Annotated in this window: 31 protein-coding genes; 26 read left to right on the top strand and 5 right to left on the bottom strand. The window is 44.7% G+C overall.

What is annotated here, in order from left to right:
• Positions 1–19: 19 nt before the first annotated feature.
• The 4 genes from DL346_RS08885 (at position 20) to DL346_RS08865 (ending at position 2,061) form a co-directional block, all read left to right on the top strand.
• Positions 20–703 carry a YjjG family noncanonical pyrimidine nucleotidase gene (locus tag DL346_RS08885; protein WP_112881641.1) on the top strand — a complete coding sequence of 228 codons (684 nt, stop codon included), beginning with the start codon at positions 20–22 and terminating at the stop codon, positions 701–703.
• Positions 704–953: 250 nt separating this feature from the next.
• The gene (locus tag DL346_RS08875; protein WP_112881639.1) at positions 954–1,319 is read left to right on the top strand and encodes a DUF2089 domain-containing protein; all 366 of its coding nucleotides are present in this window, start codon (positions 954–956) and stop codon (positions 1,317–1,319) included.
• A 13-nt stretch (positions 1,320–1,332) separates the two neighbouring features.
• Positions 1,333–1,752 (top strand): SHOCT-like domain-containing protein, encoded by a 420-nt coding sequence (locus tag DL346_RS08870; protein WP_112881638.1) that lies wholly within the window; start codon positions 1,333–1,335, stop codon positions 1,750–1,752.
• A gap of 6 nt (positions 1,753–1,758) precedes the next feature.
• A complete protein-coding gene (locus tag DL346_RS08865) occupies positions 1,759–2,061 on the top strand; it encodes a hypothetical protein (protein WP_112881637.1) in 303 nt (100 codons plus the stop codon).
• Positions 2,062–2,202: 141 nt separating this feature from the next.
• On the opposite strand, the gene DL346_RS08860 is transcribed toward DL346_RS08865, so the two are convergent.
• Together DL346_RS08860 and DL346_RS08855 are read right to left on the bottom strand one after the other, a co-directional pair.
• Complete coding sequence (locus DL346_RS08860) at positions 2,203–3,276, bottom strand: phosphodiester glycosidase family protein (RefSeq protein WP_112881636.1); 1,074 nt, start codon at positions 3,274–3,276, stop codon at positions 2,203–2,205.
• Complete coding sequence (locus DL346_RS08855; protein ID WP_112881635.1) at positions 3,273–3,695, bottom strand: hypothetical protein; 423 nt, start codon at positions 3,693–3,695, stop codon at positions 3,273–3,275. The genes DL346_RS08860 and DL346_RS08855 overlap by 4 nt, the downstream gene beginning before the upstream one ends.
• A 365-nt stretch (positions 3,696–4,060) precedes the next feature.
• On the opposite strand from DL346_RS08855, the gene DL346_RS08850 reads away from it, so the two are divergent.
• From DL346_RS08850 to DL346_RS08800, 10 genes are all read left to right on the top strand, one after another.
• Positions 4,061–4,741 (top strand): response regulator transcription factor, encoded by a 681-nt coding sequence (locus tag DL346_RS08850; RefSeq protein ID WP_112881634.1) that lies wholly within the window; start codon positions 4,061–4,063, stop codon positions 4,739–4,741.
• Positions 4,725–6,035, top strand: a complete 1,311-nt coding sequence (locus DL346_RS08845) for a sensor histidine kinase (protein ID WP_112881633.1) — start codon at positions 4,725–4,727, stop codon at positions 6,033–6,035. The genes DL346_RS08850 and DL346_RS08845 overlap by 17 nt, the downstream gene beginning before the upstream one ends.
• A gap of 142 nt (positions 6,036–6,177) precedes the next feature.
• The gene (locus tag DL346_RS08840; protein WP_112881632.1) at positions 6,178–6,657 is read left to right on the top strand and encodes a hypothetical protein; all 480 of its coding nucleotides are present in this window, start codon (positions 6,178–6,180) and stop codon (positions 6,655–6,657) included.
• A gap of 1 nt (position 6,658) precedes the next feature.
• Complete coding sequence (locus DL346_RS08835; protein ID WP_112881631.1) at positions 6,659–7,327, top strand: PspA/IM30 family protein; 669 nt, start codon at positions 6,659–6,661, stop codon at positions 7,325–7,327.
• Positions 7,328–7,471: 144 nt separating this feature from the next.
• Positions 7,472–8,020, top strand: coding sequence for a VanZ family protein (locus DL346_RS08830; RefSeq protein ID WP_112881630.1), 549 nt, complete (start codon positions 7,472–7,474; stop codon positions 8,018–8,020).
• A 180-nt stretch (positions 8,021–8,200) separates the two neighbouring features.
• Positions 8,201–9,190, top strand: a complete 990-nt coding sequence (locus DL346_RS08825) for a helveticin J family class III bacteriocin (RefSeq protein WP_112881629.1) — start codon at positions 8,201–8,203, stop codon at positions 9,188–9,190.
• 968 nt (positions 9,191–10,158) lie between these two features.
• On the top strand, positions 10,159–10,686 hold the full coding sequence (locus DL346_RS08815; protein WP_112881627.1) for a sigma-70 family RNA polymerase sigma factor: 528 nt from the start codon (positions 10,159–10,161) through the stop codon (positions 10,684–10,686).
• A 274-nt stretch (positions 10,687–10,960) separates the two neighbouring features.
• A complete protein-coding gene (locus DL346_RS08810; RefSeq protein ID WP_112881626.1) occupies positions 10,961–11,146 on the top strand; it encodes a hypothetical protein in 186 nt (61 codons plus the stop codon).
• A 179-nt stretch (positions 11,147–11,325) separates the two neighbouring features.
• A complete protein-coding gene (locus tag DL346_RS08805; RefSeq protein WP_112881625.1) occupies positions 11,326–11,928 on the top strand; it encodes a matrixin family metalloprotease in 603 nt (200 codons plus the stop codon).
• 24 nt (positions 11,929–11,952) lie between these two features.
• Positions 11,953–12,528: a hypothetical protein gene (locus DL346_RS08800; RefSeq protein WP_112881624.1), complete on the top strand. Its 576-nt coding sequence runs from the start codon at positions 11,953–11,955 to the stop codon at positions 12,526–12,528.
• A 133-nt stretch (positions 12,529–12,661) separates the two neighbouring features.
• Here DL346_RS08800 and DL346_RS08795 read toward each other — a convergent pair whose 3' ends face one another.
• A complete protein-coding gene (locus tag DL346_RS08795) occupies positions 12,662–12,880 on the bottom strand; it encodes a stage II sporulation protein P (RefSeq protein WP_112881623.1) in 219 nt (72 codons plus the stop codon).
• A 323-nt stretch (positions 12,881–13,203) separates the two neighbouring features.
• Between DL346_RS08795 and DL346_RS08790 the strand changes: the two genes are divergently transcribed.
• Positions 13,204–13,863 carry a hypothetical protein gene (locus tag DL346_RS08790; RefSeq protein WP_112881622.1) on the top strand — a complete coding sequence of 220 codons (660 nt, stop codon included), beginning with the start codon at positions 13,204–13,206 and terminating at the stop codon, positions 13,861–13,863.
• 133 nt (positions 13,864–13,996) lie between these two features.
• Here the strand turns inward: DL346_RS08790 and spoIIP are convergent, their stop codons facing one another.
• Positions 13,997–15,484, bottom strand: a complete 1,488-nt coding sequence (gene spoIIP / locus DL346_RS08785; RefSeq protein ID WP_112881621.1) for a stage II sporulation protein P — start codon at positions 15,482–15,484, stop codon at positions 13,997–13,999.
• Between the two features lie 220 nt (positions 15,485–15,704).
• Positions 15,705–16,451, bottom strand: coding sequence for a C40 family peptidase (locus tag DL346_RS08780; RefSeq protein ID WP_112881620.1), 747 nt, complete (start codon positions 16,449–16,451; stop codon positions 15,705–15,707).
• Between the two features lie 293 nt (positions 16,452–16,744).
• Between DL346_RS08780 and DL346_RS08775 the strand changes: the two genes are divergently transcribed.
• The 11 genes from DL346_RS08775 (at position 16,745) to DL346_RS08735 (ending at position 25,052) form a co-directional block, all read left to right on the top strand.
• Positions 16,745–17,965 carry a multidrug effflux MFS transporter gene (locus DL346_RS08775; RefSeq protein ID WP_112881619.1) on the top strand — a complete coding sequence of 407 codons (1,221 nt, stop codon included), beginning with the start codon at positions 16,745–16,747 and terminating at the stop codon, positions 17,963–17,965.
• A gap of 161 nt (positions 17,966–18,126) precedes the next feature.
• On the top strand, positions 18,127–19,338 hold the full coding sequence (locus DL346_RS08770) for an MFS transporter (protein ID WP_112881618.1): 1,212 nt from the start codon (positions 18,127–18,129) through the stop codon (positions 19,336–19,338).
• Positions 19,339–19,403: 65 nt separating this feature from the next.
• A complete protein-coding gene (locus DL346_RS08765; protein WP_112881617.1) occupies positions 19,404–19,631 on the top strand; it encodes a hypothetical protein in 228 nt (75 codons plus the stop codon).
• A gap of 32 nt (positions 19,632–19,663) precedes the next feature.
• Entirely contained in the window at positions 19,664–19,822 is a 159-nt protein-coding gene (locus DL346_RS29000; protein ID WP_165822423.1) for a hypothetical protein, read from the top strand.
• Positions 19,823–20,040: 218 nt separating this feature from the next.
• Entirely contained in the window at positions 20,041–20,331 is a 291-nt protein-coding gene (locus tag DL346_RS08760; protein WP_133257500.1) for a hypothetical protein, read from the top strand.
• Between the two features lie 146 nt (positions 20,332–20,477).
• Positions 20,478–20,951 carry a hypothetical protein gene (locus DL346_RS29415; protein WP_240633070.1) on the top strand — a complete coding sequence of 158 codons (474 nt, stop codon included), beginning with the start codon at positions 20,478–20,480 and terminating at the stop codon, positions 20,949–20,951.
• Positions 20,952–20,960: 9 nt separating this feature from the next.
• The gene (locus DL346_RS29410) at positions 20,961–21,221 is read left to right on the top strand and encodes a GNAT family N-acetyltransferase (protein ID WP_276311538.1); all 261 of its coding nucleotides are present in this window, start codon (positions 20,961–20,963) and stop codon (positions 21,219–21,221) included.
• A gap of 65 nt (positions 21,222–21,286) precedes the next feature.
• The gene (locus DL346_RS08750; protein WP_240633068.1) at positions 21,287–22,252 is read left to right on the top strand and encodes a phosphotransferase enzyme family protein; all 966 of its coding nucleotides are present in this window, start codon (positions 21,287–21,289) and stop codon (positions 22,250–22,252) included.
• 193 nt (positions 22,253–22,445) lie between these two features.
• Positions 22,446–23,099, top strand: a complete 654-nt coding sequence (locus DL346_RS08745) for a response regulator transcription factor (protein WP_112881615.1) — start codon at positions 22,446–22,448, stop codon at positions 23,097–23,099.
• A 2-nt stretch (positions 23,100–23,101) separates the two neighbouring features.
• Entirely contained in the window at positions 23,102–24,499 is a 1,398-nt protein-coding gene (locus DL346_RS08740) for a sensor histidine kinase (protein WP_112881614.1), read from the top strand.
• Between the two features lie 70 nt (positions 24,500–24,569).
• Complete coding sequence (locus DL346_RS08735; RefSeq protein ID WP_112881613.1) at positions 24,570–25,052, top strand: hypothetical protein; 483 nt, start codon at positions 24,570–24,572, stop codon at positions 25,050–25,052.
• Positions 25,053–25,293: the final 241 nt, after the last annotated feature.

The raw sequence follows: 25,293 nt of genomic DNA, 5'->3' as shown, positions 1-25,293 counted from the left end.
ATCACAGACGGGAGGAAAAATGAGCTACAAGATTCTTTTATTTGATCTAGATGATACGTTGCTGGACTTTGGCGCAAATGAAACGGCTTCGTTAACCCAATTGTTTCAACAAAACGGATATACGTTTTCGGATGAACTGTTTCAATTATATAACTCCGTCAACAAACAATTATGGGCCGATTACGAAAACGGGATCATCGCGCTTGATGTCGTGCTGAATTCCAGATTTTCAGAAACGATGGCTAAGCTGGGGCAGATTGTGGACGGCGCGGAGTGGGAGAATCAGTATCGAGAACTATTGGGTGATGGAGACCAGTTGCATATGGAAGGCGCTTTGGAGGTCTGTCAGCGCTTATCCGCAACTCATCGACTGTTTATCATCACGAACGGTATTACACGCACGCAGATCAAACGATTGAAGCAGTCGGGACTATACGATTTTTTTGAAGACATCTTTGATTCGCAAAGCATTGGCTATTCCAAGCCTGCCATTGAATTTTTTGATTTCGTGATGAATCATATTTCTGATTTTAGTCGAGAAGATGCGCTTGTCATTGGGGATACGCTAAATACGGATATCAGAGGCGGTATTCAGTCGGGGATAGATACCTGTTGGATCAACAGCAAGGAGCTAAAAAGCCCGGCGGCCATTCAAAGCACGTACACAATCTCGAGCTTAACTGAACTATTTGAAATCTGTTAATTAAATGGTGTGTAACCACTTTGCCAAAATGAAGAGCCTCATCGAGTCGATAGGGATGGACCAGGTTGAAACCGGGCTTTATCCCGATGGATTCGTTGGGGCTCTCTTTTTTTGTATAGAGCATTTTAAAAATTCAGGGTTAACAACTCACGAAATCAATAAAATCAATTTCACAATTAACATAATTGATTTTTTGAATTTACAAATTGAATATGTTGATTTATAATTCAAATTAAGAAAGGGGTAGAGTATGAAATATCCCATCATCACACAGTGTCCTGTATGTGCCCATAAGCTGCACGCCGTCAAGCTGGAATGCGGACATTGCCGGACGACGATTGAGAACAATTTTGAATTATCAAAGCTCGCTCTACTCACGCCAGAACAGCTCCATTTTGTGATCACATTCCTAGTGAGCAGGGGCAACATTAAGGAAGTGGAGAAAGAGCTCGGCATATCTTACCCGACGGTGCGCGGCAAGCTCAATGATATTATTACGGCCCTCGGATACGATACGCGGAAGAAGCCGGAAGTCGATAAGAAGAAGGTAATTTCCATGCTGGAGAATGGCGAAATCACTGCGGATGAAGCGCTCAAAATGTTGAAGGATGAATAAGGAGGAAGAACCGATGAAAGAAGAAATCAGTAAAGTGCTGTCCATGATGCAGGAAGGCAAAATTGATTCAGAACAGGCTTCGGAGTTGATTGACGCGCTAAAGGAGAAGCCATCGCAAGCCGTGCAGGTACTGGGGAAACCCGACTACTCGAAGAAATTGTCATCGGCATCCGGCGGTTATTTAGACAAAACGTTGAAAATACGGATAACATCCCATGAAAACGATAATGTCAGCATCAATTTGCCGATTAAACTGGTGAAGGTTGTTCTCGGAGCGGGGCACAGCATCGCGTCCAATATTCCGCAGGCTGCGAAATATGTGAAGGATATCAATATCGACCTGCTGATCGATGCAATCGAGAACGAACTTGACGGGCAAATCATAGACGTCCGCTCCGGTGAAAAGGATACCGTCACCGTAGTGATTGAGTAACGGGCTATGATGATTGTGAAGGTTAAGAGCAAGGAGCACGCTTTTACGATTCCGATCCCTTATTCCGTATTGCGCATGGGGAGCGGTATCCTGACTTCCAATTTAGTCCAGCGAAAATTGAAGGTCTGGCTGAACAAGCACGATTCGGATAGCAGCCGGAACGGGATTGATATGGTGCTGTCGATTCTCGAAAACCGAAGCACGAAGCGAGCGATCAGGCGGCTCATCAAGGAGCTGCAGCGCTGCAAAGGGACGGTTCTGGTCGATGTCCGGGCACAGGACGGCACGGAAGTGTCGATTAAATTGTAGGCGAAGCATTCATTTATATCATCTCATCAGGTGTTATGTCGCGAAGTTGAGTTTTTAGAAATCCGCCAATTATGAATTGGCGGATTTTTTGAATGAAAATAGAGGGATATAGGAAACGGAGAGTGAGTCTTGCAAAATCATTTATTTAAAAAAGAGAAAATGGGTCGGTACCGGTCGTGGCTTTCCATCCGACGGGTGATTCACGACGCGGCCATTGAAGACGAGTGTCGACGAGCCCCCACCGTCCAGGTTATAGCCATCGACCGCGCCGTACCGTTGAAGCAGGAGCTGCGCCTCCATCAGCGTCGCACCCGAGCTTCCATTCTCGTTACGCCCGTCGATGACGAGAAATAGCAGCTGGTTGTCCTTATAGTTGGCGATGACCGTCCTCGGAGCACGCAACGGGCTTAACCGCCACCTGTCTGGAATTGGCTGCGGTACGCCGCCCTGCAGCAGCACCGGAACGAAAGAAGCGCCGAATCTCGGCTTTTCGCGGTCCAAATGAGCCTTGCTCCTGTATTTGCCTCCGATAAGCTTCAGCTTGTCATTCAGCCCGACGAAAAATAAATCCTTGAATGACGGATCGAAGCCGTTCAAATACTTGCCGTTCATCACCGTGGTGCTGAGCGGATAACGTTTACCGCCATCGTCTGCGAAGCCGCCGGCGTTCACTCCGGCAATTGCTTGATAGCGCTTGGCAGCGGCCAGCGTCGTCTCGGCCCCGCCGCTCTTGTCGTGACCGAGTACCATTTTCATCGATTTGGGCGTTTTCAGCAAGACTTTCAGCGCGTAGCCATTGAAGTGCTGTGCATGGATCGTAAACAACTGCGCACGGACGTTGCCGGACTCGATCTGTTGCGCAGGTGCGCCGATCTTCCGCGTAATGCGGCGGTCATAGATCCGATAAGGCCTATCTGCCTGCGCGATGGTGATCGAAACGATGGCGTCCATGCTTTTGCCCGTTGTTGAATAGATGCCGATCGATTTCTTGAGTGACTTGGCTGTCACGAGCGCCGTCTGCTTCGCTTGATCCAGACCTGATGTCAGCTTCTCTAGATCCGATGGCACGTTCACCTGCGGCAGGGCAAGTTTTGGAAATGCACTGTCCGGAAGGGTGATCGACTTATCCGCGGCCATCAGCCAAATGACAAACCCAATGAACGGCGCGCACAAAATGAGGCAGAAACGATTGATTCGCTTGATGGTCAACTTCATTTCAGCACGTCCAAACTTTTTTGCAGCTCATTCAGCTTCTTCTTTACTTCGTTCAACTGCGAGAACAGCTTATTGCTGTTGTCGGTTTTTGAATTGGTGTTATCCTTCGTAAATTGAAGCAGCTCGTTGAGTGCGTCGACTTTGCTCTGCACCTTGATCAACTCGCCTGAGAATTGGGTCTGCATCTGCTTCAGCTGTGTATCGTAATCTTGCTGCATCGCCGTAATTTGCCGTGCCGTCTGTACGCTAATGTCTTTAGTCAGCTTGGCCTTCAAATGGTTGGTATACCATACCGAGCCGATGACGCCACAGCCGATCAACAGTACCCAGACTGCTAGAAACAACGGGACAGAAGACTTTGATTTGCGTGCTGTTCTTGCGGCAGAACGATTTGGTGACGTCTGGATGTTCGTTTCCATACTTTTGAATCTCTCCTCATACTTTCACTGCAGGGATCATACGTCTCCCTTCGACAAAATGCCTACCAATCAGAACATCTATTTTACCAAAAAATTAGAAGAATTAGAAGAGAAATTAGAATGGTTAGATAGCCGGAGGACATTATCATGGATACACTAAGATCCGCGGTTTTAGTGGTTTTTTATTTGTATGATCATATTCTGTGATAATGACCGGAATCTACGAGGGAATATTTTACAATCATTCATGTGTTCTTAATTCGGAAGAACGGTGAAAAGGAATGGAATTATTTTTTTACCGTACTTTTACCGTTTGTTTGGTATACTAACCTATTATTTCGAATGAAGCGGCGGTGAGCGTAAACGTGAATATTTTGCTGGCGGAAGATGATAAGAAGCTCGGCAAGCTTGTCAAATACATACTGGAGAAGAAGGGCGGCTATCACGTCGATTGGGTGGAAAACGGCGAGGATGCGCTCGATTATGCCCGTGGATCGGCTTATGATGTGCTCATCCTGGACTGGATGATGCCGCTCATGGACGGGGTCGACGTCTGCAAGCGGCTGCGCGGCGACAATTATGGACAAGCCATCGTCCTCTTGACGGCTAAGGATTCGCTGCAGGATAAAATATTCGGCCTCGATGCGGGAGCCGACGACTATCTGACGAAGCCTTTCGAGATGGATGAGCTGCTCGCTCGACTTCGCGTGCTGGCACGGCGGAATTTTGCCCCGAGGAAGTCGGATATTGTAACATTCGGGCATTTCACGCTCAATCGGACCTCACACCAGCTATCGCGAGACGGCGCGGAGATTCAGCTTAGCCCGAGGGAGTATCAGCTGCTCGATTTCTTCCTGCAGAACACCGGCAATGTGCTGACGAGAGAGGCGATTCTCAATCGCATCTGGGGGCTCGGCAGTGATGTCTCCTACAAAAATGTCGATGTTACCGTGAAGATGCTCCGGGACAAGCTGGTTGATTCCGGAGGGGAACCGGTCATTCACAGCATCAGGGGGGTAGGCTACCGGTTTGAAATGGACGCTTAAAAAAGGGAAGAAGCGCGACTTATTCCAATACACGCAGAGGAAGCTCACGGTTACCTACACGTGGCTCATCATTCTGTTTCTGGCGTTATTCTCGATCATCGTATCGCTCTTCTTCATCTTCATGGCATACCGGGAGCAGAGCAATTCGCTCTCTTCAACCATGTATGCGACACAGGACGGCCGCGTTGTCGTTCCGGATTTGGAGAACAGCCGCAGCGATGAGTTGTACTTCTTCTATGTGCTTGATAATCGCGGTCAAGTGCTTGCTCAGAGCGATGCAATCCCGCAGCTTAGCGAACGCAATTTGGCGGAGATTGAGAACTGGCAGCCAGACGGAGATTCGTTTCGTTTGCGCTGGCAGCCCGAGCAGCAGCAACGCTATGGGGACCTTATAATCAGGACGGATGACCGGCTGCTCTTCGTAGGCGCTCATCCTATTATGACGACGAATGGACCGGCTACGATCTTTGCAGCCAAGGATATCACGTTTTATTGGGATATACTCCGCAATCTGCTCATCGTGTTCATCATCATTCTTATTATTTTCATTATTGCAGCCGTCAAGCTCAGTTCCTCGATGTCCAAAAAAGCGATGATTCCGATTCAGCGAACGTTCGGGCAGCAACAGCAATTTTTGGCGGATGCTTCTCATGAGCTGAGGACGCCGCTCAGCATTATGAACACGTCCCTTGATGTGATTGAGCTGGAGAACGGGGATACTATTACGCCGTATTCGAAGGAAGTCGTTTCGGATATGAAGGAAGAGATTGACCGGATGAGCCGCATGGTGCAGCATCTGTTGATGCTTGCCCGGTCCGACGCAGGCTCAGTCGAGTTCGAGATGGGCGCTTTCGACATTGCGCCGAAGCTCCGCCAGTGGGTGCTTGCCTTCGAAGGCGTTGCTCAGAAGAAGGCGATCACGCTGCGGACGATGCTGCCGGATACGCTGACCGTGAAGGGCGACCCGGAGCGGCTAAAGCAGCTGGTCTATATCCTGCTGGATAATGCGATCAAGTACACGCCCGAGGGAGGCAAGGTCGACGTTGGTCTTGACCCTAACCCGAAGCAGTGGCGGATCATTGTCCGGGACAGCGGCATAGGCATTGCCGAAGCGGATCAGCCGCGCATCTTCGACCGGTTTTACCGGGTCGAGAAGCATCGCTCCCGCGAAGAAGGCAGCGCGGGGCTTGGACTCGCGATTGCGAAGCAGATCGTTATCGCCCATCGGGGCTCGGTAGTTCTCGAGAGTTCGCCTGGGAAAGGAAGTACGTTTTCCGTAGAGTTTCCCGTATAGCACGCGAAGAAGTCGAGGGGCTCTTTCTCTTTGGAAGATGAAGCGGAAGGGTATTTTTTTACCCTTTACCGTACTTTTACCATTGATCGATATAGTTGTACATGTAGAGACAAGAACACGGTTAGGAAAGGATGATCAAAGCGTGAGACGCATTAGACCATGGGTGAAAAAAGCGCTGCTCGTATCCGTCATCATCGTAGCTGTCGGAGCCGGCTTAAGTTTGGTGGCTGGTGAGCACGGGCGTGATGTAACTGTTGTGGGGGTTAGTCAGGAGTTTCATGCCAAACCAGCAGGCGACATGAAAGTGGAGATAAGAGGCGGCGAGGTCCCGGCTGTGCCGGCGCTGCGCGGTGATGCAGCAACTGTGCCAGTACCGGGTAAAGCGCTGATGCTTCGAGAGGGCGGCATACGCATCGAGCGGGGTCATGAGCATGGTATTGGTCCTGGCGTAGCGGTGGGCGGAACGATTCTACTTGCCGGACTTTTATTGTTCTGGATGAGCAAGCGACGCAAACGGTCAAGAATCGCGGATGGGGCGAATGTGCTTGCAGGCATTCCGACGGCATCGGACTTCCTGGACCAATGGGAAATGCAGCAAAATCAAACGAAGGAGTCGAAGTAAGATGGGTATCTTCAAACGTGTCAAAGATGTGTTTCTAGCCGAAACGAACGAGTTGATCGACAAGTGCGAGAAGCCGCTCAATATGGTGAATCAATATATGCGGGAATTTAGTGTTGAGCTGGAGAAAGGGCAGCGGGCGCTGGCGCGCCAGCTGTTTATTGAGAAGCGGCAAGCGGCGATGATCGCGCATGCCGAGACGGTAGTTGAGAAGCGGGACCGCCAAGCGAGGCTTGCTGTGGCCCAGGGCGAGGATCAGATCGCGAAGCTGGCGCTGCAGGAGAAGCTGATGCAGGAGAAGAAGCTGGCCGTCTACCGCGAACAGTACGCGACGATCCAGGAACAAACGAAGGTGCTTGAGGAGCGCATCGCCCAGCTGCAAGTGCAATCGGAGGAGTACAATCACCGCCGGCTGCTGCTCGAATCCCGGGTTAATGTGGCAAGCTCCCTGAAGGAGCTGAACCGGAGCGTTGTATCGTTTCAGACGGATGGCATTGTCAGAGGATTTGCCCGCGCGGAAGAGAGAGTGCTGATGATCGAGGCGGAGCTGGAGGCCATAAATCGTTTTAACACGCCGGCTAAACGGTCCGCGCCGCAGTATCTCGATCCGACGTTAACGTCAGAGATCGAAGCGTCACTGGCAGAATTGAAGCAGCAGCCAGCAGCAGAATAATAGCAAGTGGAACGAGCTCAGACGGCATAATCGTGAGCAAACGTATATATGCGATAGTAAGGTGAAAAACCGGCAGATTCTGCTGGTTTTTCACCTTGCTCGGTAGTGCTAATTTGAAATATGAAATATGAAATATGAGGTATTATGAATAAACGAGAACGAATTAAAACAATTTTTTTATATGGTGTTTTCATTTTTTACATAGTTTTTTTGTTTAACTTATTGTTCTTATCAAGAATTTCACTTTTGGAGATGTTTAATAGTCAAAGGGCTATAAATAGGTCAATCAATCTTATTCCTTTTTATAGTATAAAGGAATATACGATTGGCGGTTCTGCAACTATAAAAAAATTCGCTTTTAGTAATGTAGTTGGTAATATATTTATTCTTACTCCTCTTGGTACTTATTTGTCATTATTCAAAAAGGACAAAAGAGTAATAACCAATCTATTGTTTATATTCTTTGTGAGTTTATCTGTTGAAATCAGTCAGGGGCTTTTAGGCATCGGAACATCAGATATTGATGATATCATTTTAAATTGTTTGGGTGGATCGATTGGTATTTCAGGGTATAAGTTTCTAGCATTTATATTACGAGATGAGAAAAAAATACGTACCGTAATCACACTAATATCTGCTATAGGATTACCTGTTATATTATATTTATTGTTCATGGTGAAATTGAGACTCTGAATTGCGCTTACTGGGTACGATTGTTTAATGAACCGCCTTTTCACAAAGGTGGTTTTCTTATGTTCATATATCAACATTAGGATACGGGAAGAGGATGAATGGAATGTTTGATCTAAGTGGAAATGAGGTATAGATGGATATCCGTCCGAATATTGGAACCGATTAAATGGAGGTGTTCAAATGTTTCAAGTTCAAGCAATAAGACATCGTACAAGGCCATTCATACTACTTACGTCTTTTGTGCTCGCCATTTTTATTTTTGGTATGTCCGTGCTGCCGGCATATGCGGCAAATCCCGGGAAAACGGTGAAGGCTTCGGCAACACTCGCCTACAATCTCAAAGGACTTAAGCACAATGCGGCTGTCCAGAAGGCTTACATCGCATCCAAATATGTCTACATAACTCAGCGGTCAGGGGGTAAATGCTATCTTTCAAGATTGCTCATGAAGGGATATAACGCCACATACGTGGATGAAATGACCATCACCAATTCCGGCCATTGCCAAACCCTGGATATGTACACCTATAAAGGAGTCAATTACTTTTATTTCAGTTCAAAAGCGGATCCTTCCACCTCGTATTACTGGTCGCTCCAGGTGGCAAGACTTCAATACTCGCCGGGCAAGACAGTGAATTATACGGATCTCCATCGATTCACCTATATGAACTACGCCAACAAGACCGGTACAAGATTAGGCACGACATACCGCGTTGATGGCGGCGGCAACAGTATCTATACCGTTTTCCGCGTACAAACTTCGGAAGGCACCGTCACTTGGTCCATCTATAATACGGCGGCGTTGAACAAGCTTCTGGACAGCAAGGAACAGGTACGACTTGATAGCAAGGCGGCGAAAAGCGCGTGCGTTGCAAGCTTTAAGCAGTCAGGCAGCGCTATAATCAGACCGAATGGTTCTTTCCAAGGTCTCGATATGTTAGATAAAACGGAAATCTATACGACGGGCGGCGCGGAAGGTCAGACTCCGCAGATTGCTATGCTGTCAAACACGGGGGCATACAAAACACTTGTGAAAATTACAAATGTAGGAACCCATGAAATCGAGGGCGTCCAGACCAAAAACAGCAAAGTTTATTTTACTGTCGTTACTGATCCGGTCAATAAGCAAAATACTCAGAAAATTTATTACGTTCCTGATACAATATTTTAATTGTTTTTTGGAAACAACAGGCAGCCGGTCATTAACGATCGGCTGCCTTCATTTTTCAAGTCAAAGTAACAGTAGCCTTTCATATAACTTGACTTTCAAGATTGGAAAAGCCACCAGGAAATGATATGGTCCTGGTGGCTTTTCCCGTATTGATCTTCGAAAATTACATGAAAAAATGTTGGAATCCGGTGAACCGATCTGCCAGCTGAAACATCTAAATAATAGGTCTATATAACCAGGTCTTCAGAATGACTAGATCCTACTGTTTGGAAATGGACTTTGCTGTAACAAATAGACAAAAGAATCCGCCTATCATAGAAAGCGAACCGCACAACATATAAGCGTTCACTACGTATTCAAAGAAGATATTGTATTCCTCACTTCTAGAGCTAGACCAACCACCTTTATCGACAAAAAACAGATCTACGGCTCTCGATCCAAAGTAAGGAGCTCGTAAAATAAGAAACGCTCCTATAAAGATAAAAGTAACGGATACAGCTATCATAACCCAACGACTCTTGTTATTCATATCCCATCCCCTCTAAGGTAAAGTGATTCTACTCTAGTACTTTATTCATCACACAAAGGAGGATTACCTTATAAAGATTACCTAAAATACCATATTTTTTAATTAATCCGCTAGACTTCCGCAAAACCTCCTATTATTATTATATTTAATTAAATAACATATATGGTATCGATTTCAAGTTAAATCAAAGATATATTTACTCAAGGAATGAAGGATGTTCCTGCTAGAAGTGTTTTCAACAAGATCATGTTTTGGATGATAAAAGGGAAGGACAGTTCAACTCAGACAAAGCCATCAGGAAGTTTTATATGGTCCTGATGGCTTTACCTTTAACGAACCTTGAAAGTTTTGGAAATAAGCTGTAATCCGTGAACCGAACTACTAGCTAAAACATCTAATTAATAGAACATCATGACCGGGCAGCGGGAGGATCAATAATTTGGAATTAGTCGAATACGTAAAGCTTGCCCAACAAGGGGAATGGGGAGCTTTTACTCACCTTATAAAGCAATATGAAAAGAATCTGTACGTTGTGGCCCGATCGATTATCAAGCAAGATGAAGATTGTGTAGATGCGATCCAAGAAACGATTTTGAAAAGTTACCTTTCACTACATACCTTACGAGAGCCGGCTTTCTTCAAAACATGGTTATTACGTATTCTTATCAATGAGTGCAACAATATTTTAAGAAATCAAATAAGGACGATACCTAGAGAAGTTCATTCTAATGAAGTCTTATATAATTGCGATGTTGAGAAAATCGATCTGAGGGACGCAGTGGATCGGCTAGAGAACAGGCTTAAGATAGTCATTATTCTTTATTATTTTGATGATATGTCTATTAAACAGATAGCTGAATTGCTGGAAACGTCAGAGGGCACCATTAAATCTCGCCTATATCGTGCACGATTAGATCTAGCTTCATTATTACAAGCTCATGAAAGGAATGTTGATCATGAATATTGACTTGGATCAAAAATTGAGGGAGTATTTCGAGATTCAGTTTGCCGAGCTTCCAGATGTGGTTAGTTCGAAAATTAATCAGGCCATGGATTTATGTCAGCTGCTTACGATTTCAGAAAAGATAAACCCATAGAGTTTTGATGGTAGCCAGCCATAGCCGGAAGCTGCTACATTGCGGTTAAAAATGAGAGCAGCCAATTGATTAAGGATGTAGCAGTATCTATTCAAGTTCAAGTGAGTTAATAAGGGCTCATGTATCTCAAGAAGGGTGAAAGAAATGGCTAAAAATATATACGTATTCTGGATAGTATTGAATGATGGCTCGTCATTCGCTGTCAAAGTAGAAGCAGATGACATCGAAAAAGCATGGGAAGAAGTATTTGATCAACAAGTCTTCCCATTAAGGTATAAAGTTCGTAGGTTAGAATTGTTGGAAACAAGCGAGAAACAAGGGATTGACTAAAATGTAGTGCTTCATCTGCTGTTGAAAAGCCGCGATGCTAATTACAGCCGTAAAAAGGGAAAGAATTAACTCAAAAAAATTGGACTAATTAAGGTTGTGCTAATTCCTTATCAAATTGTCAGCAATCATTCTATAGCAACTAAATAAGTTTTTATAACGTCAAAGAATCGGAGGAGCAAATGAGAAAAACAGTTTCGCTTACAATTATGCTTGCAATTAGTTTCTCGATTATTCCAAGTGCTTTTGCTGCTAATTATTGGTATAGTTCAAAATATCGTTTTTCAGGCGGAATAGGGGATGGAATATTTACTAACAATGCCGTTTATAGTAGTTCATTACCAGATGGAACTGTCTATAATATGGCTCAAACTGCAGATGGGGCTATGAACCAATGGAATAACGATACAGAGGCTTATTTTGCACCCACCAATAGCTCGGCTAGTGCATTTATTTGGGCGGAAGGTTACAGTATGGGCGATATTGGATTGAACGGTTGGACAGAGTTCTTAAAAACAACTACTTCTAGCCCAACAAATCTGCCGACAGACAATTATCAAAAAGCAGTGGTATATGGAAATTCATATGACATGTGGGATGGTACTCCAATGACTTACAATCAAAGAAGAGCTGTTTATACACATGAAATTGGTCATGCGCTAGGTTTAGCTCATCAAAATACTAGTGGAATAGCTTCCATAATGAGGGATGGTGTAGGCTTTATTACTAATAACTGGCTTGTTCCACAGCCAGATGATATCAATGGAGTAAATAATCTATATTAATTAAAGAGGAGGAAACTTACTTTTATGAGGTATAGTATCGGTATTATACTGGGTATTCTCTTATTTGTTTTATCAGGATGCTCTTCAGCAAATGAAACTACATCTTCAAGTACTAATGAATCTGTTGAGCAAGATGTAACTCCAGTAGATTATTCTTTGATGGATATTGAAACGGAATATCAATCATTAAAAGAAATTGAACAAGATTCAGCGTTGGTAGCAGTGGTTAAATTGACTGGAAACGTAAAACCAATTGCATATCAAAGTGCTAATTTTACACTCACAGAAGCAGAGATCCAAAAAGTTTTAAAAGGAAAACATGATTTGCACTCGAAAATTAATCTACTTGAAGTATCAGTTTTTAATTTAAACTTGACTAAAAAAAGTGATAAATTGTTATTGTTTTTGAAAAAGTATGTAGGGCCTATAACAGAAGATGCGTATACTATTGCAGGAGTTTATCAAGGAAAATTCAATGTCATTTCAAATAAAGTAGTCTATGACGGAGATGACTACAACGGAATTAATACCTTTCAGAAAGCTTTTGATAATAAAGATCTGACAGAAGTTGAGCAATCTGTACAACAAGAAGACCAATAATAGCAGGTTAATACTAAGAGCAGATTGCTGCGGATCAGGCAATCTGCTCTTTACGTTAGTTTAACTTAAACAGCTTCTGGGATGGAAACGAAATTGCTTAGAAAACATCATCAGAATTATGTCTGTAAGTAACTCATTTCCCGCTCAAACGGATTTGGTTTATGACTTGAGCCAAAATATCCATCATTCGATTAGATTCAGCAAGCGTATTTGCAGTTCCGCCGACTTCGATCAGTGCGCTGGCAGGAGAGTAGTTTTGATTATACCACCCGTTACAGACGCTTTTATCTTTATAGTAGATTCCTAAGGGGAATGGGGAACTTTTACTCACCTTTGAAAAGTTACTTTTCATTACATACCTTACGAAAGCCGGCTTTCTTCAAAACATGGTATACATATTCTTATTAATGAGTGCAACAAAATTTTAAGAAAACAAATAAGGACGATGCCTAGAGAAGTTCACGCTAATTAAGTCTTATATAATTGCGATGTTGAGAAAAAGGTGAGGTATGCAAATGACATCAAAAATAACGCGAGAATGATTAGTACTGGTTTTAAAATGCTTAAAGACTCAGACGGGGTTACAGATTAATAGAATTCTATTGTTATCAATAACTGAGAGTAAGGGAGTCGAAGAATGAAATTATCAAAGAGAAAAATAACAGTGATGACTATTTGTATGGGCATGGCAGTATTTGGATCAATGTATTTAGTGCCCGATGCGAACAATGGAGGATCTTCTCAAAACCAAACCGCTTCTCTTCGCCTCAGCAAGTAGGAACAATACATGCGGAGGTTGAGGCTTATACTCTTAATGAGGCCGTAAGTAAGGCAGATTTAATTGCTAAGGTCAAAATTACTAGTAAGATAAAAGAGATAAATGAACCGTCAGAAAAAACGTTGTATCAAGCTGAAGTTGTTGAAGATTTCCTGAATAAGACCGATCTGAAAGAGATAAATGTTATGCAAGCAGGAAATAGTCAGTGGAAATTTAATAATAACAAATTATTTAAATCTGGAGATTCATATATTCTTTACTTGAAAAAAGCTATTGGTGAAGCATATGAAAATTTTAATACTTATTGGATTCTAGGGGAAGAAACAGGTATCTATCAAGATCTAGGTTCAGGTAAATTGATGAAATGGGCATATCCTGAGACATTCTTATCCGATATTGAGGATAAGGCAAGGACTAATGAACTACTCATTTCAGAAGGCGAAGTTCAAGTATTAGATGAAGCGAAGTTTATAGAAAAAATAAATGATATTAAAAATGTAGGGCTTGTAACAGATCTGACAGAAGTTGAGCAATCTGTAAAACAAGAAGACCAATAATAGCAGGTTAATACAAAGAGCAGATTGCTGCGGATCAGGCAATCTGCTCTTTACGTTAGTTTTACTTAAACAGCTTCTGGGATGGAAACGAAATTACTTGGAAAACGACATCAGCATTATGTCTGTAAGTAACTCATTTCCCGCTCAAACGGATTTGGTTTATGGCTTGAGCCAAAATATCCATCGTTCGATTAGATTCAGCAAGCGTATTTGCCGTTCCGCCGACTTCGATCAATGCGCTGGTAGGAGAGTAGTTTTGATTATACCATCCGTTGCCGACGCTTTTATCTTTATAGAAGATCCCTCTGGATAAACCCGGATATTTGGCCTTGACCAGAGCTAGTATTTTTTTGGCGAAGGCATCGTTCTGCTTCCAATTCGGATTTTCGAGCCCAATCACAAAATATATTTTGGCATAATTCGTGCCGCGAATGTTGACAGTCGTCTCGCTTCTGGGACTCGTATCACGATGAATATCAAATACGTATTTGATTTGCGGATGCAGCGCAAGTTGATTGATAATCGATTTTTCCGAATAAACGTATGATTTCGCGTAATTGAATTGGTTTCCGTAAATAGAATTGTAGTCGTAGGCAGTATGATAAACCTCCGCGCCCATCGCTTGCAGGATACCGGTCAACCGTGCCCCTAACATGGAGACATTGGTTGTCGCATTGTATGCGAGATCGGGGTTCGTTACGCACGGTAATTCGGGGATCCACGATTCCCGATTATGCGAGTGGTAAATATAGATCGCCGACTTCGAATCCGGTTTTGCGGATGATGCCGAATTAATACGAATGACCAGCTTAGAAGGGTCGCCGGTGTTTTGGATCTGGTAGCTCGCTTTCTGTTTTAAATACGCTACGACTTGAATGGTTGATGTTTCCGGATCCTTCATGATGTAACGGATATCCGAAATATAAGGGTTGCCAGGAGAGATGTTCGATACTTCACCCATTGTATTCTTGGCAGGCTTACTAATGGGCCCCTTAAACGTTACACCCGGAAGATTGACGACCAGACGATCCGGATTGGTCAATGTGGTAACGCTAGGAGAGAAGCTCCCATCGGTTGCTATAGTTAGTTGATTATTTTCCAATTGAATCGTTTGCAGCGCAGGATATTGATCCGGAGGTATAGCGGGCACGCTCGGATCGGCGGCCGGGTCGCTGCCGGATACCCCGCTATTCGATCTCCATAAACTGACAGCGTAAGCTGAAGCATCCCACTTCACGACAAGACCTAGGTTTTCGGCGACGAAACGAATCGGGAGCAACGTTACTCCATTAATGATGATTGCCGGCTGTTCCAAAGGCATCGTTTTTCCGCCCAGAATCGCATAAGCACCGTTAATCGGTAGTACAATTGTCGTCTTTTCATTGGAGAGGGTGGTGATCTGGCTCTTCTTATTCCATTCTACATTAACGCCTAAACCTTCCGCGATGACGCGAATCGGCACCATCGTGGTCTGATGGATCAGGCGGGGGGCAACGGCCGAGCTTAGCTTTTGACCGTCAAGAAACAGTTGGATCGTTGTAGGTGCCGCATAGGAGGCCGGAACAGCTAAAGTGAATACGAACAATAGCGACAACAATGCAAGAATCGATCTTTTCATCATCCACCTCTAATCTAGTTGTCATATCTAGCAGCTTATTGGCACAAAATAAAAACGAAAGCTTCTTTAAAATAAGTAACTTTCGCCATTTTCTCAATGCTATATTTTTGGAAATGATAAACTCGAAGCAAAGCTAAGAGGTAGGCATACGTTTTGACTAGCACAATAACAACAGGCTGCCGACTCATTTCGGCAGCCTGTTCCGCATTCTTCTTCCACCCGACTAGAGTACGCGTCTAGCTGTTACGTAATGCGTGGACCAATAGCCGGAAGTCAGTGAATTGATCGCAAGCCCGTCTTTGGACGGGGTATTGTGAATGAATTGACCGCCGCCCATGTAAATCCCGACATGATTGATGACTTTGTTGTTGCTTCCGATCGTATCGAAGAAGACGAGATCGCCTTTGCGCAGACTGCTCTTGCTCGCGTAAGAGCCTTGGTACTTCTGGGATCTCGTGCCCCACTTAAGATCTACGCCTACTTTTGCGAACACGAATTCCGTAAACGACGAGCAATCAAAGATCAGCCTCGACGGATTGCGCGTTCCGAAATCGTAGTGGACGCGGCCCATATAGCTTTTGGCGATGTCGATTACGCGATCGGCTTTCGCGCTGCTAGAGCTTGAAGTGTTTGACGAAGAAGAAGATGAGCTTGAACCGTCATAGCTAGTATATTTATCGTTTGCGGATATGTAGCCGGTATTTCCACGTTTATCGGTGACCTTAAGCCAATAGCTATTTACCTGGGAAATGACGTGAACCGATTCACCGGTCGGAATAAGGCGGACGACGCGGCCGCTCGTGCTAGCGCTTGCGCGCATATTCACTCCGGACGTGACCTTCGTTTCATAGACGGTTGCGGCAGCTGCTTTCGGCAGAAGCGAAGCTTGTCCGATGCTTAAAGCTCCGAATCCGATAGCGGTGCATAGGCCAATGGCCATAATTTTTCGTAGATTAGACTTTGCAGACATGTGAATCCCTCCCGGATTTCAATCTATCACATATCCAAAATCCTAATCTTTTCCTCTGAGAGAAAAATTTCCGTTAGAACGGCCATTTTGGCACTTTATGAGAAAATAGTGAGAATTTACTCAGACTTGAAAGATAGATTGCGAACAGGGGTATCCAGCCTGTCGAAATCAAGCAAGATTGGGGCTTGACGTTCCCGCTCCGCTCTTATATTCTTACTACTATTATGGGGCACGCCATTATCGGCGTGCCTCTCTTTAGTTGGACATTTTGAAGAAGAATAGGGGAGATTGTCATGGCCAATAACAGCGATCAGTCCGTAGTTAGACTGGCTTTGCTGCTGGGCTTATTTTCGACACTAGGGCCATTTACTATCGATATGTATTTGCCGGCATTCCCGGAGATTGTAGAGCAATTCGATTCAACTGCATCACTAGTCCAGTTCAGTCTAACCGCTTGTTTACTGGGACTCGGCGTAGGCCAACTCGTGATGGGCTCGCTAAGCGATGTATACGGCAGGCGAAATCCATTGCTTATTTCGATGGCCTTTTACGTCGCCTCATCGCTCGCATGTGCATTTTCGCCCAATATAGGGCTATTGATCGCATTCCGGTTTGTGCAGGGTTTTGCAGCTTCAGCGGGCATTGTCATCTCTCGCGCGATTGCACGGGACTTGTACAGCGGTAACGAGCTAACCAAATTTTTCTCGTTGCTGGTGCTTGTTGGCAATTTGGGACCCCTCGCGGCTCCGGTCGCAGGCAGCGGCATGCTTTCATTAACGTCTTGGATCGGCGTCTTTATCGCGTTGGCTCTGCTTGGAACGTACTTATTTTCGATGACCAAATGGCGTCTTCGGGAAACGCTGCCTACGGCTAAACGAGGTCCTATAAATTTCGCGTTTCAGCTGCGCAGCTATGGTTTGCTCTTGAAAGATCGCCAATTTTTAGGATACATGCTGGCTCAGGGCATTATGATCGCGGGGGTATTCGCGTACGTTTCGGGAACGCCCTTTATTTATCAAAATATCTATGGGGTCAGCCCCACCGTATTTGCTCTTCTGTTCGGGTCGAACGGCATCAGCCTAATCATCGGCTCCCAAATCGTAGGACGGATGGCGCATCGCGTATCCGAACAAGCCTTCCTCTTATTCGGCTTAGGGCTTGCCTTATTGGCTAGCGTCGCTGTTTTAGTGGTAGCCACGGTCCATGGACCGCTTTTCTCATTGGTGATTCCATTGTTTTTCTTTGTAGCTGCAATCGGTATTACATCAACGGCTGCATTTCCTCTTGCGATGGAGGGTCAAGCTCACATGGCAGGTAGTGCAGCTGCATTGCTTGGCGTCGTTCCATTCCTTCTAGGTGCGGTTGTCGCTCCGCTCGTTGGCATTGCAGGAGAAGATACCGCCGTTCCATTGGGCCTCATTATACTCGCGTCGAGCACCACTGCAATGCTCGCATACTTTTTACTGGGACGGTCTGGACAAGGATCGACATCTAATGCTACAGCCGATACGTAAGAAAGGCCGCGTAAATGAACTGCACCCCGTTTGTTAGATGCCATCTAACAAGCGGGGTGTTTTTTTGTTGGGGAAATGGCCGATACACGCGGAATCAATGAGGAAGTATTTGACAATCATACAGGTATGCTTAATTCGGAAGACCGGGAGGAGTGCTTGAAATGGAAAAAACCGCTCTACTCAACGATTCTAATCAAAAGAGGTTTCTGTTCCGCGTTGGCTTAAGCTGGCTGTTCGATGCGATGGACGTGGGCATCATTTCATTCATTGTGACGGCATTAGCCGCGGAATGGCATTTGAAGGCGCAGCAGATCGGTCTCTTGACTGCGATCAACTCGATCGGAATGGCTGCCGGTGCCGCTGTGGCCGGATTGCTTGCAGACCAGTACGGCCGCAAGGCTGTGCTGCTGTATACGCTTCTCATCTTCTCGGCCGCTAGCGGGCTTTCTGCTTTGGCGGGAAGCTTTGTCATTCTGTGCATTCTGCGTTTCATAACCGGATTCGGCCTCGGGGGAGAACTCCCTGTTGCTTCCACGCTCGTTTCCGAGACGATGCCTACCGAAGAAAGGGGACGTGCTGTCGTACTCCTGGAAAGCTTCTGGGCAGCAGGATGGATCTTCGCGGCTCTGATCTCCTACTTCGTCATACCTCATTTCGGCTGGAGGATAGCGTTCGTCATAGGCGCGATTCCGGCCGTTTATGCGTTATATCTCAGACAGGCCATTCAGGATTCGCCTCGCTATGTAGATCAAGATGCCCGAAAACCGCCGATCGGAGAACGCGTGGCATTAATTTGGTCGGCCGAGTATCGCAAATCAACTGTGATGCTTTGGATTTTGTGGTTTACGGTCGTGTTTTCCTACTATGGGGTATTCCTTTGGCTGCCGACGGTGATGGTGCTCAAGGGCTTTGGGCTCGTGAAAAGCTTTCAGTACGTTCTGATCATGACGCTCGCCCAGCTTCCCGGATATTTCACCGCAGCTTATTTCATCGAACGATTCGGGCGCAAATTTGTGCTCGTTACCTATTTGCTGTTCACTGCGGCAAGCGCGATTTGGTTCGGCTCGGCCCAGACGGTGACATCGCTGCTTACCGCAGGAATTTGTCTTTCGTTCTTTAATCTCGGAGCTTGGGGGGCCATGTACGCTTATACGCCCGAGCTGTACCCTACCTCGATCCGATCCACCGGCGTCGGTTTGGCGGCTTCCTTCGGGCGCGTCGGAGGAGTTATCGGACCGTTTCTTGTCGGCATGCTGGTTGGGAGGGAAATGCCCCTGTTATCCATTTTCATGATATTTTTCGTTGCCATATTGATCGGAGCCTTCGCCGTGCTGGTTTTGGGGATGGAAACGAAAGGGTCGAATCCGGAGTAAAATAACTTTTCATACATAATTGTACATTCATTAATCCAGCCTAAAGCGAGGGATGGTGAAAAGGAATGGAAAGACAATCAAAGCAAGAACCGACCAATAGCAATCTCAATAAAAATACGGAATTTGATTCAGATGTTAATGAGGACCTTGGGCGCGAGCAGCAACTGGATGCTTCTTTTGAAGACTGGTACCGGAATATGGGAAAATGGGTACAACAAACGGAAGACATGACACAAGTGCCGGAATCTAATGTTTTTGATGTCGCAGCCAATATGGATACCGAACAAGAATAAGATCGATGCGCGGCTTGCAGAGGGAGGATATGATGAAGGAACAAGAAGCATTATCGCAACAAGAACAGAACCAGAAAAACAATAGTAAATTCAGCGAAAACAACGAATTTAACCACGAAAATAATGAAGTTGCCAAAGCTCAGAAACAAATCGCATCACAGGAGACTACAGGAGTACTAGACCAAACCTAAATATCCTTGTAGATAAGCTGGTAACAATTGGTGGATCCGCGATTTCCGCGGATCTTTTTTTGTTTTTGTCAGTTTCCGAATGAAGTCCGACCCGCGCCAGAGGCGAAAGTGGGCTGGGGAGTTGGAGCAAGGTGAGTCAAAGTGCCATGAATGGGTTAATTGATGATAAGCCGGCAGACATGACGCTATCCATTTGGAAACAAGGGAGGATGATTGAATTGCCACAAGCAGTAGATGTGAATCTGGATGCAGAAGAAATGATGTTAAAGCTGGAAAAGGGAACTGACGCCCAAACGATCGAATATTACAAGCTTGAGCGATTGGTGAGGGTGAAGGAAAAGGTAAGGAAGCTTCTTCGCACCGTTGAGGTGAAAGCGATCGAAATGCACATCAGAGGCGTCGATGATCCAATCGTCATCGCCAGCAACAAGGTCGGGGATTACGATAATATCGAACAATATTTGATGAAGGTTGCCGAGAAATATGATGTAGCCGTTGAGTCCGCGTAATTCGCGGGCTTTTTTTTATCGGATTAATGGCACCAAATAATAATCGATACGGTCACGTTTATGCGAGATCTCATCGTCTCACTCAAACAAAAGAACCCATCCATATTGTGGTATTATGGAGTTATGAAGAAAAAGGAAGGATAACGATGATGATGACACAAAAAGTAATGCTGTTCAACGTGCAATCACAACTTGCAATTGACCTGAATTGCTCAATCGATGACCTGAACGGCGAAAAGGACAGCATTATTTTTGTTGAAGCTAAAGAAAATCCCGGATGCAGACCATTCCCGAGGAAGGCACGGTATTTCGAAATCCTGTCCATGGGAAAATCAATTGTAGTATCGGCTACACCCGAACGGTTGTTCATTGCAAAAACACAGATGCAGGGCATTAACAGGGATACCGTATTCTCCTTACCATTTATCAGAGGTCTTTACTTGCATTTTCTGCCTGATGTAAAAAGAATAAAGCCAATGTCACCGCCGAATTTTTTTTCATTTGAACTGATTAAGCGAGAAGAAGTGGTCCGTTTATTTGATGTTGCAAGATTCAATGAAGCAATAATATATGATACGAATCTTCCCTGGCAGACTGATCTAGCTGTGCTTGCAAAGTAAGATGGGGAAATTGTCGGTGTGGCAGGAGCAAGCAAAACCTGTGCAAAACTGTGGCAAATTGGCATAGAAGTATTACCCGAATATCGTAATTTGGGATTGGCTAGTTATCTAGTAAACAGGTTAACTATGGAAATATTGGAACGTGGAGAGATACCGAGTTATGATGTCATCGCCAGTAACATTGCTTCACAGAGAGTAGCTCACCGATTAGGGTATTTTCCCGCATGGGTGTCTGATTGGCGATGCAATTTTGAAGGACTTGAACAGTAATTGTATCTCAAGTAGCTTCAACTAAAGGGTAAGATTGTCTGGAAGCATTCGTTGTCAAAGAAGGGATGAATGGAACTATTCGCAATTCACCGAGGATTTCAGAGGAACATCTTCGATCTTGTCTAAGGGAACAGTATGATTTGACTCCCGCCACACTTGAGTTTCTTCCGCTGGGACTTGATTACAGCTCCGCAGTGTATCATGTCATTAGCGAGCATGGAACCGCCTATTTGCTCAAAGTCACGTCTAGGCCTTTATACGAACCGCAATATCTCGTTCCTCGATATCTCAACGAGCAAGGGATTACATGCGTCGTAGCTCCCTTTTCTACCAGGAGCGGTACCCTGTGGACCCATCTAGAGGATTGGACTGTCGTTGTCTATCCCTTTATCAACGGAGAGTCAAGCTTCATCGGGATGTTAGCCGAGCAGTGGAAGACGTTGGGGACCATCTTAAAACGGATTCACCAGATCATTTTGCCGCCTGAAGGATTTAAGCCGCTCCGACAGGAGACCTTTGATCCGACGGAATATGTTCGATGGATACGGTACTTTGAGGAACAACTTGCACTCTTTGAAAGCGGAAGTACATTGGATCGCACACTACATGCTTCTTGGGTAGAGCATAGGTTGACGATACACTCGAAGTTGACTTCATTGGAAAAGCTGGCAGGGTTGCTCCAGTCGCGAACAATCCCGTATGTAATTTGTCACGCGGATCTGCATCCGGCCAATTTGATCCGAGATCAGGTTGGGCAAGTGTTTGTAATCGATTGGGACGAGGTGATGCTCGCTCCCAAAGAGCGTGATTTCATTTTTGTCAGTCATCCATATGCCCAGGCATTTTTTCAGGGGTACGGAGCCGTAGAGGTTGATGAGAAGGTGCTCGCCTACTACCGTTTAGAAAGGGTCCTTCAAGATCTAATTGAGTGTGCTCGAACCGTATGGATCAGGGATGATTTAGGAGAAGAAACCAAGGTGGAGGCCATCAAGTTGTTTCAAGGTATCTTGGCGGAGGAAGCTGCTTGGTAACACAAAATCATAAAACCTTGGGTCGTATAACACGATCCAAGGTTTTTTAATTAGAGGCGAATCAGTCTGTCTGTATTTCATCTCTTTTGAATGGATAAACTGATATGGATTAAGACTATAGAATAAAGAATTTTACAACTCTATGATAACTTTCAATTACCGAATTGCTATCATTACGTAGGGGTGTATTCTTATGGCGAAAATACTGATTGTAGATGATGAGAAGGCAATTAACGATTTGATTGCCTTAAATATAAAGATGGTCGGGCATGAGTATGTTCAATTGTATAGTGGAGATCAAGTATTGAACACATTAAATGAAATGCGAATCGATTTAGTCATCCTGGACGTGATGCTGCCTGGCAGGGACGGCTTTGAAATCGTGCAGGATATTGTGAAACGGGGCGTACCGGTTATCTTCTTAACCGCAAGAAATACGGTTTCTGATAAAGTGCATGGCTTGGAGATCGGAGCGGAAGATTATATAGTCAAGCCTTTTGAAGCAGTAGAACTCATTGCTCGCATCCATGTCGTATTAAGAAGAAACCAAAAGGCCGCAAACGAATTTAGGCTGGATGACACCATAGTAGATTTGGAAAAGCATATTGTGACTGTCCATGGACAAGAAATCGAAATAACCAATAAGGAATTCCAATTATTAGATCTCCTTGTGCAAAATAAAAATATCGCGCTATCCCGCGAGAAAATTATCGAGCAAACCTGGGGTTTCGATTTTTATGGAGAAACAAGAACCGTTGACGTGCATATTCAGAAGCTGAGAAAGAAACTAAATTGGGAGAACCGGATCAAAACGGTTTATAAATACGGTTACAGGCTAGAGGTGTAGAGGTGAAATTCTGGCAGAAAACGTATCTGAGCGTGTTGATTGTATTTCTGATCGCCTTCGACCTCGGAGCCTATGCTCTTCTCAAAAAGAGCTACCAATTAAACGAACAGTTGGATATCTCAAGAGGTGTGAGCGTATACGGGAGCATTGAAAATTCATTAAGCTATATCCTTGGCGTATATAAGGAAAGCACGGGCAGCACCAACTATGAAACGGTAATCGCTAGTTTTGCGGAAAATTATTATAAAGAGGATATCCTTTTAGAGGTTTACCAAGCGGATCAATTGATCTTTTCCAATGCCTATCAATTCACAGGGGATCGGGCAGAGCTGCGGGGAGATCCATACCATTCCGTTTACAGAAAAATGAATGACGAGCTATGGTTGTTTATCGGCGGGAAAATGGAATTCCAGGGCTTAAGACTCGTTATGTCAAGAAAATCGGAGTATTTGCAAGACTATCATGTTACTTTACGGCAGTACTTCATTAAATTGAGCATTGTGATTTCATTGATTTTATCGGCGGCGCTTATTTTTCTTTTAATTCAATTGACCGCACCTATTCGCAGGTTAAACAAAGGCGTAAAGGCGATTGCCGCAGGAGCGTATGATCAACGAGTGAAAGTGGGAGCAAACGACGAATTTGGGGAATTAGCCCAAGATTTTAACAGGATGGCTGATGCTGTTTCCAATCATATTGACACGATCAACAAGGCGAGCGAAGACAAAGAAATATTCATCAACAACCTCACTCATGAACTAAAAACACCTATTACGGCTATTAAGGGATATAGCGAGTTTTTAAATCATGCCAATCATAATGAGGAAGAAAGGAAAATGGCGGTCCAGTACATTTATGAGCATATTGCGCGGCTTGATGTTCTCTCAGGAAAATTGATGCAATTGTTATATTTGAAGAGTGAAGAGATTGCCTTGAAACCCGTTGATATCGAGAAACTGTTTTCATATGTGGCAAATATGGAGCGGCATCATCTAGAGGCAAAGCAGATGACGATCATACGTGAATGCTTGGCCGATGAAGTCTATGGGGATCAGGAGCTACTGCAGTCCATGTTCATTAATTTTGTTGAAAACAGCATCAAAGCTTCCTCGTCCGGGGGGATGATCAAATTGAGAAGTTACCATGGCCACGAAGGCGTTGTGCTTGAAGTCTTGGATAATGGCAGAGGCATACCTGAGAAGGATATTGCGAAAATTACGGAAGCGTTTTATGTCGTGGACCGATCCCGTTCAAAAGAACTGGGTGGGATTGGGCTTGGCTTATCCATCTGCAATCAGATTGCCCAGCTCCATCATGCTAACATACAAATCGATTCAAAAGAAAATGAATATACAAGGGTCTCCGTTTATTTTACAACTCCGTTACAACTTGAAGATTAGTTCATTACGCGGCTCCATTATAGTTGGTTTGTAGCTACGAAACACCAAAAAATATTGGAGGTAATCAACAATGAAAAAAAAGTTTGTCACTGCAGCAATGACTCTAGGAGTAGCAGCCGTTCTGGTTGCAGGAAACAGTGTGATTTCGGCTAATGCTTCTTCATTTGACAAGGCTCAACAGGTGGAGGTCACCGGTAAACACCAGCAGCCCGAAATTGCACAAATCAAAGATGCGCCGGTGAGCCTAAAGGTAGCGGTTGTGACTGCGGAGAAAGCGATTCAAGAAAAATTCAAGGTTTCATTAAGCGGCTTTAAAATTTCCTATGATTTGGGCACCCGAGTAGACATGGAAGGAACGTTCTATTTTATAACCTATTCAAATTCAGAAATGGATGAGCTTTCCGACGACGAAATCATCGAAGCGAAACGGAAAGTAAAGGCAGGCAAAGATCACGGCTATAAGAGCGAAATTTACGCGGTATTTGTAAACGCCGAAACCGGGGAAATCGTTTCTGTTGAGAAAAATCCAACGGCACCAAAAGGAGCTAATTAAATCACGGACATAAAACCTTGGGTCGTATAAGTTTATACGACCCGGGTTTTTTTTGCGAAAGAAGCAATAACGAAGCTGCTTCGCCGCTAGAATTACAGGAAACGCGAGCACGCCTCGGACTTTTCTTCCTTCATGCCCCAGGATCGAGGCTGAGCGGCCGATTCGGGCCAAGACGGCAATCGAACGCGGCATGCCTCCCGTGCTACAATAAGCTGGAAGTCAAAATCACTATAGAAAAGAG

Origin of the sequence: Paenibacillus montanisoli, from assembly GCF_003268025.1 — a bacterium.
Classification (GTDB): domain Bacteria; phylum Bacillota; class Bacilli; order Paenibacillales; family Paenibacillaceae; genus Paenibacillus_Z; species Paenibacillus_Z montanisoli.
The sequence above is the reverse complement of the archived record's forward strand: the minus strand, read 5'-3'. Positions and strand labels throughout refer to the sequence as shown.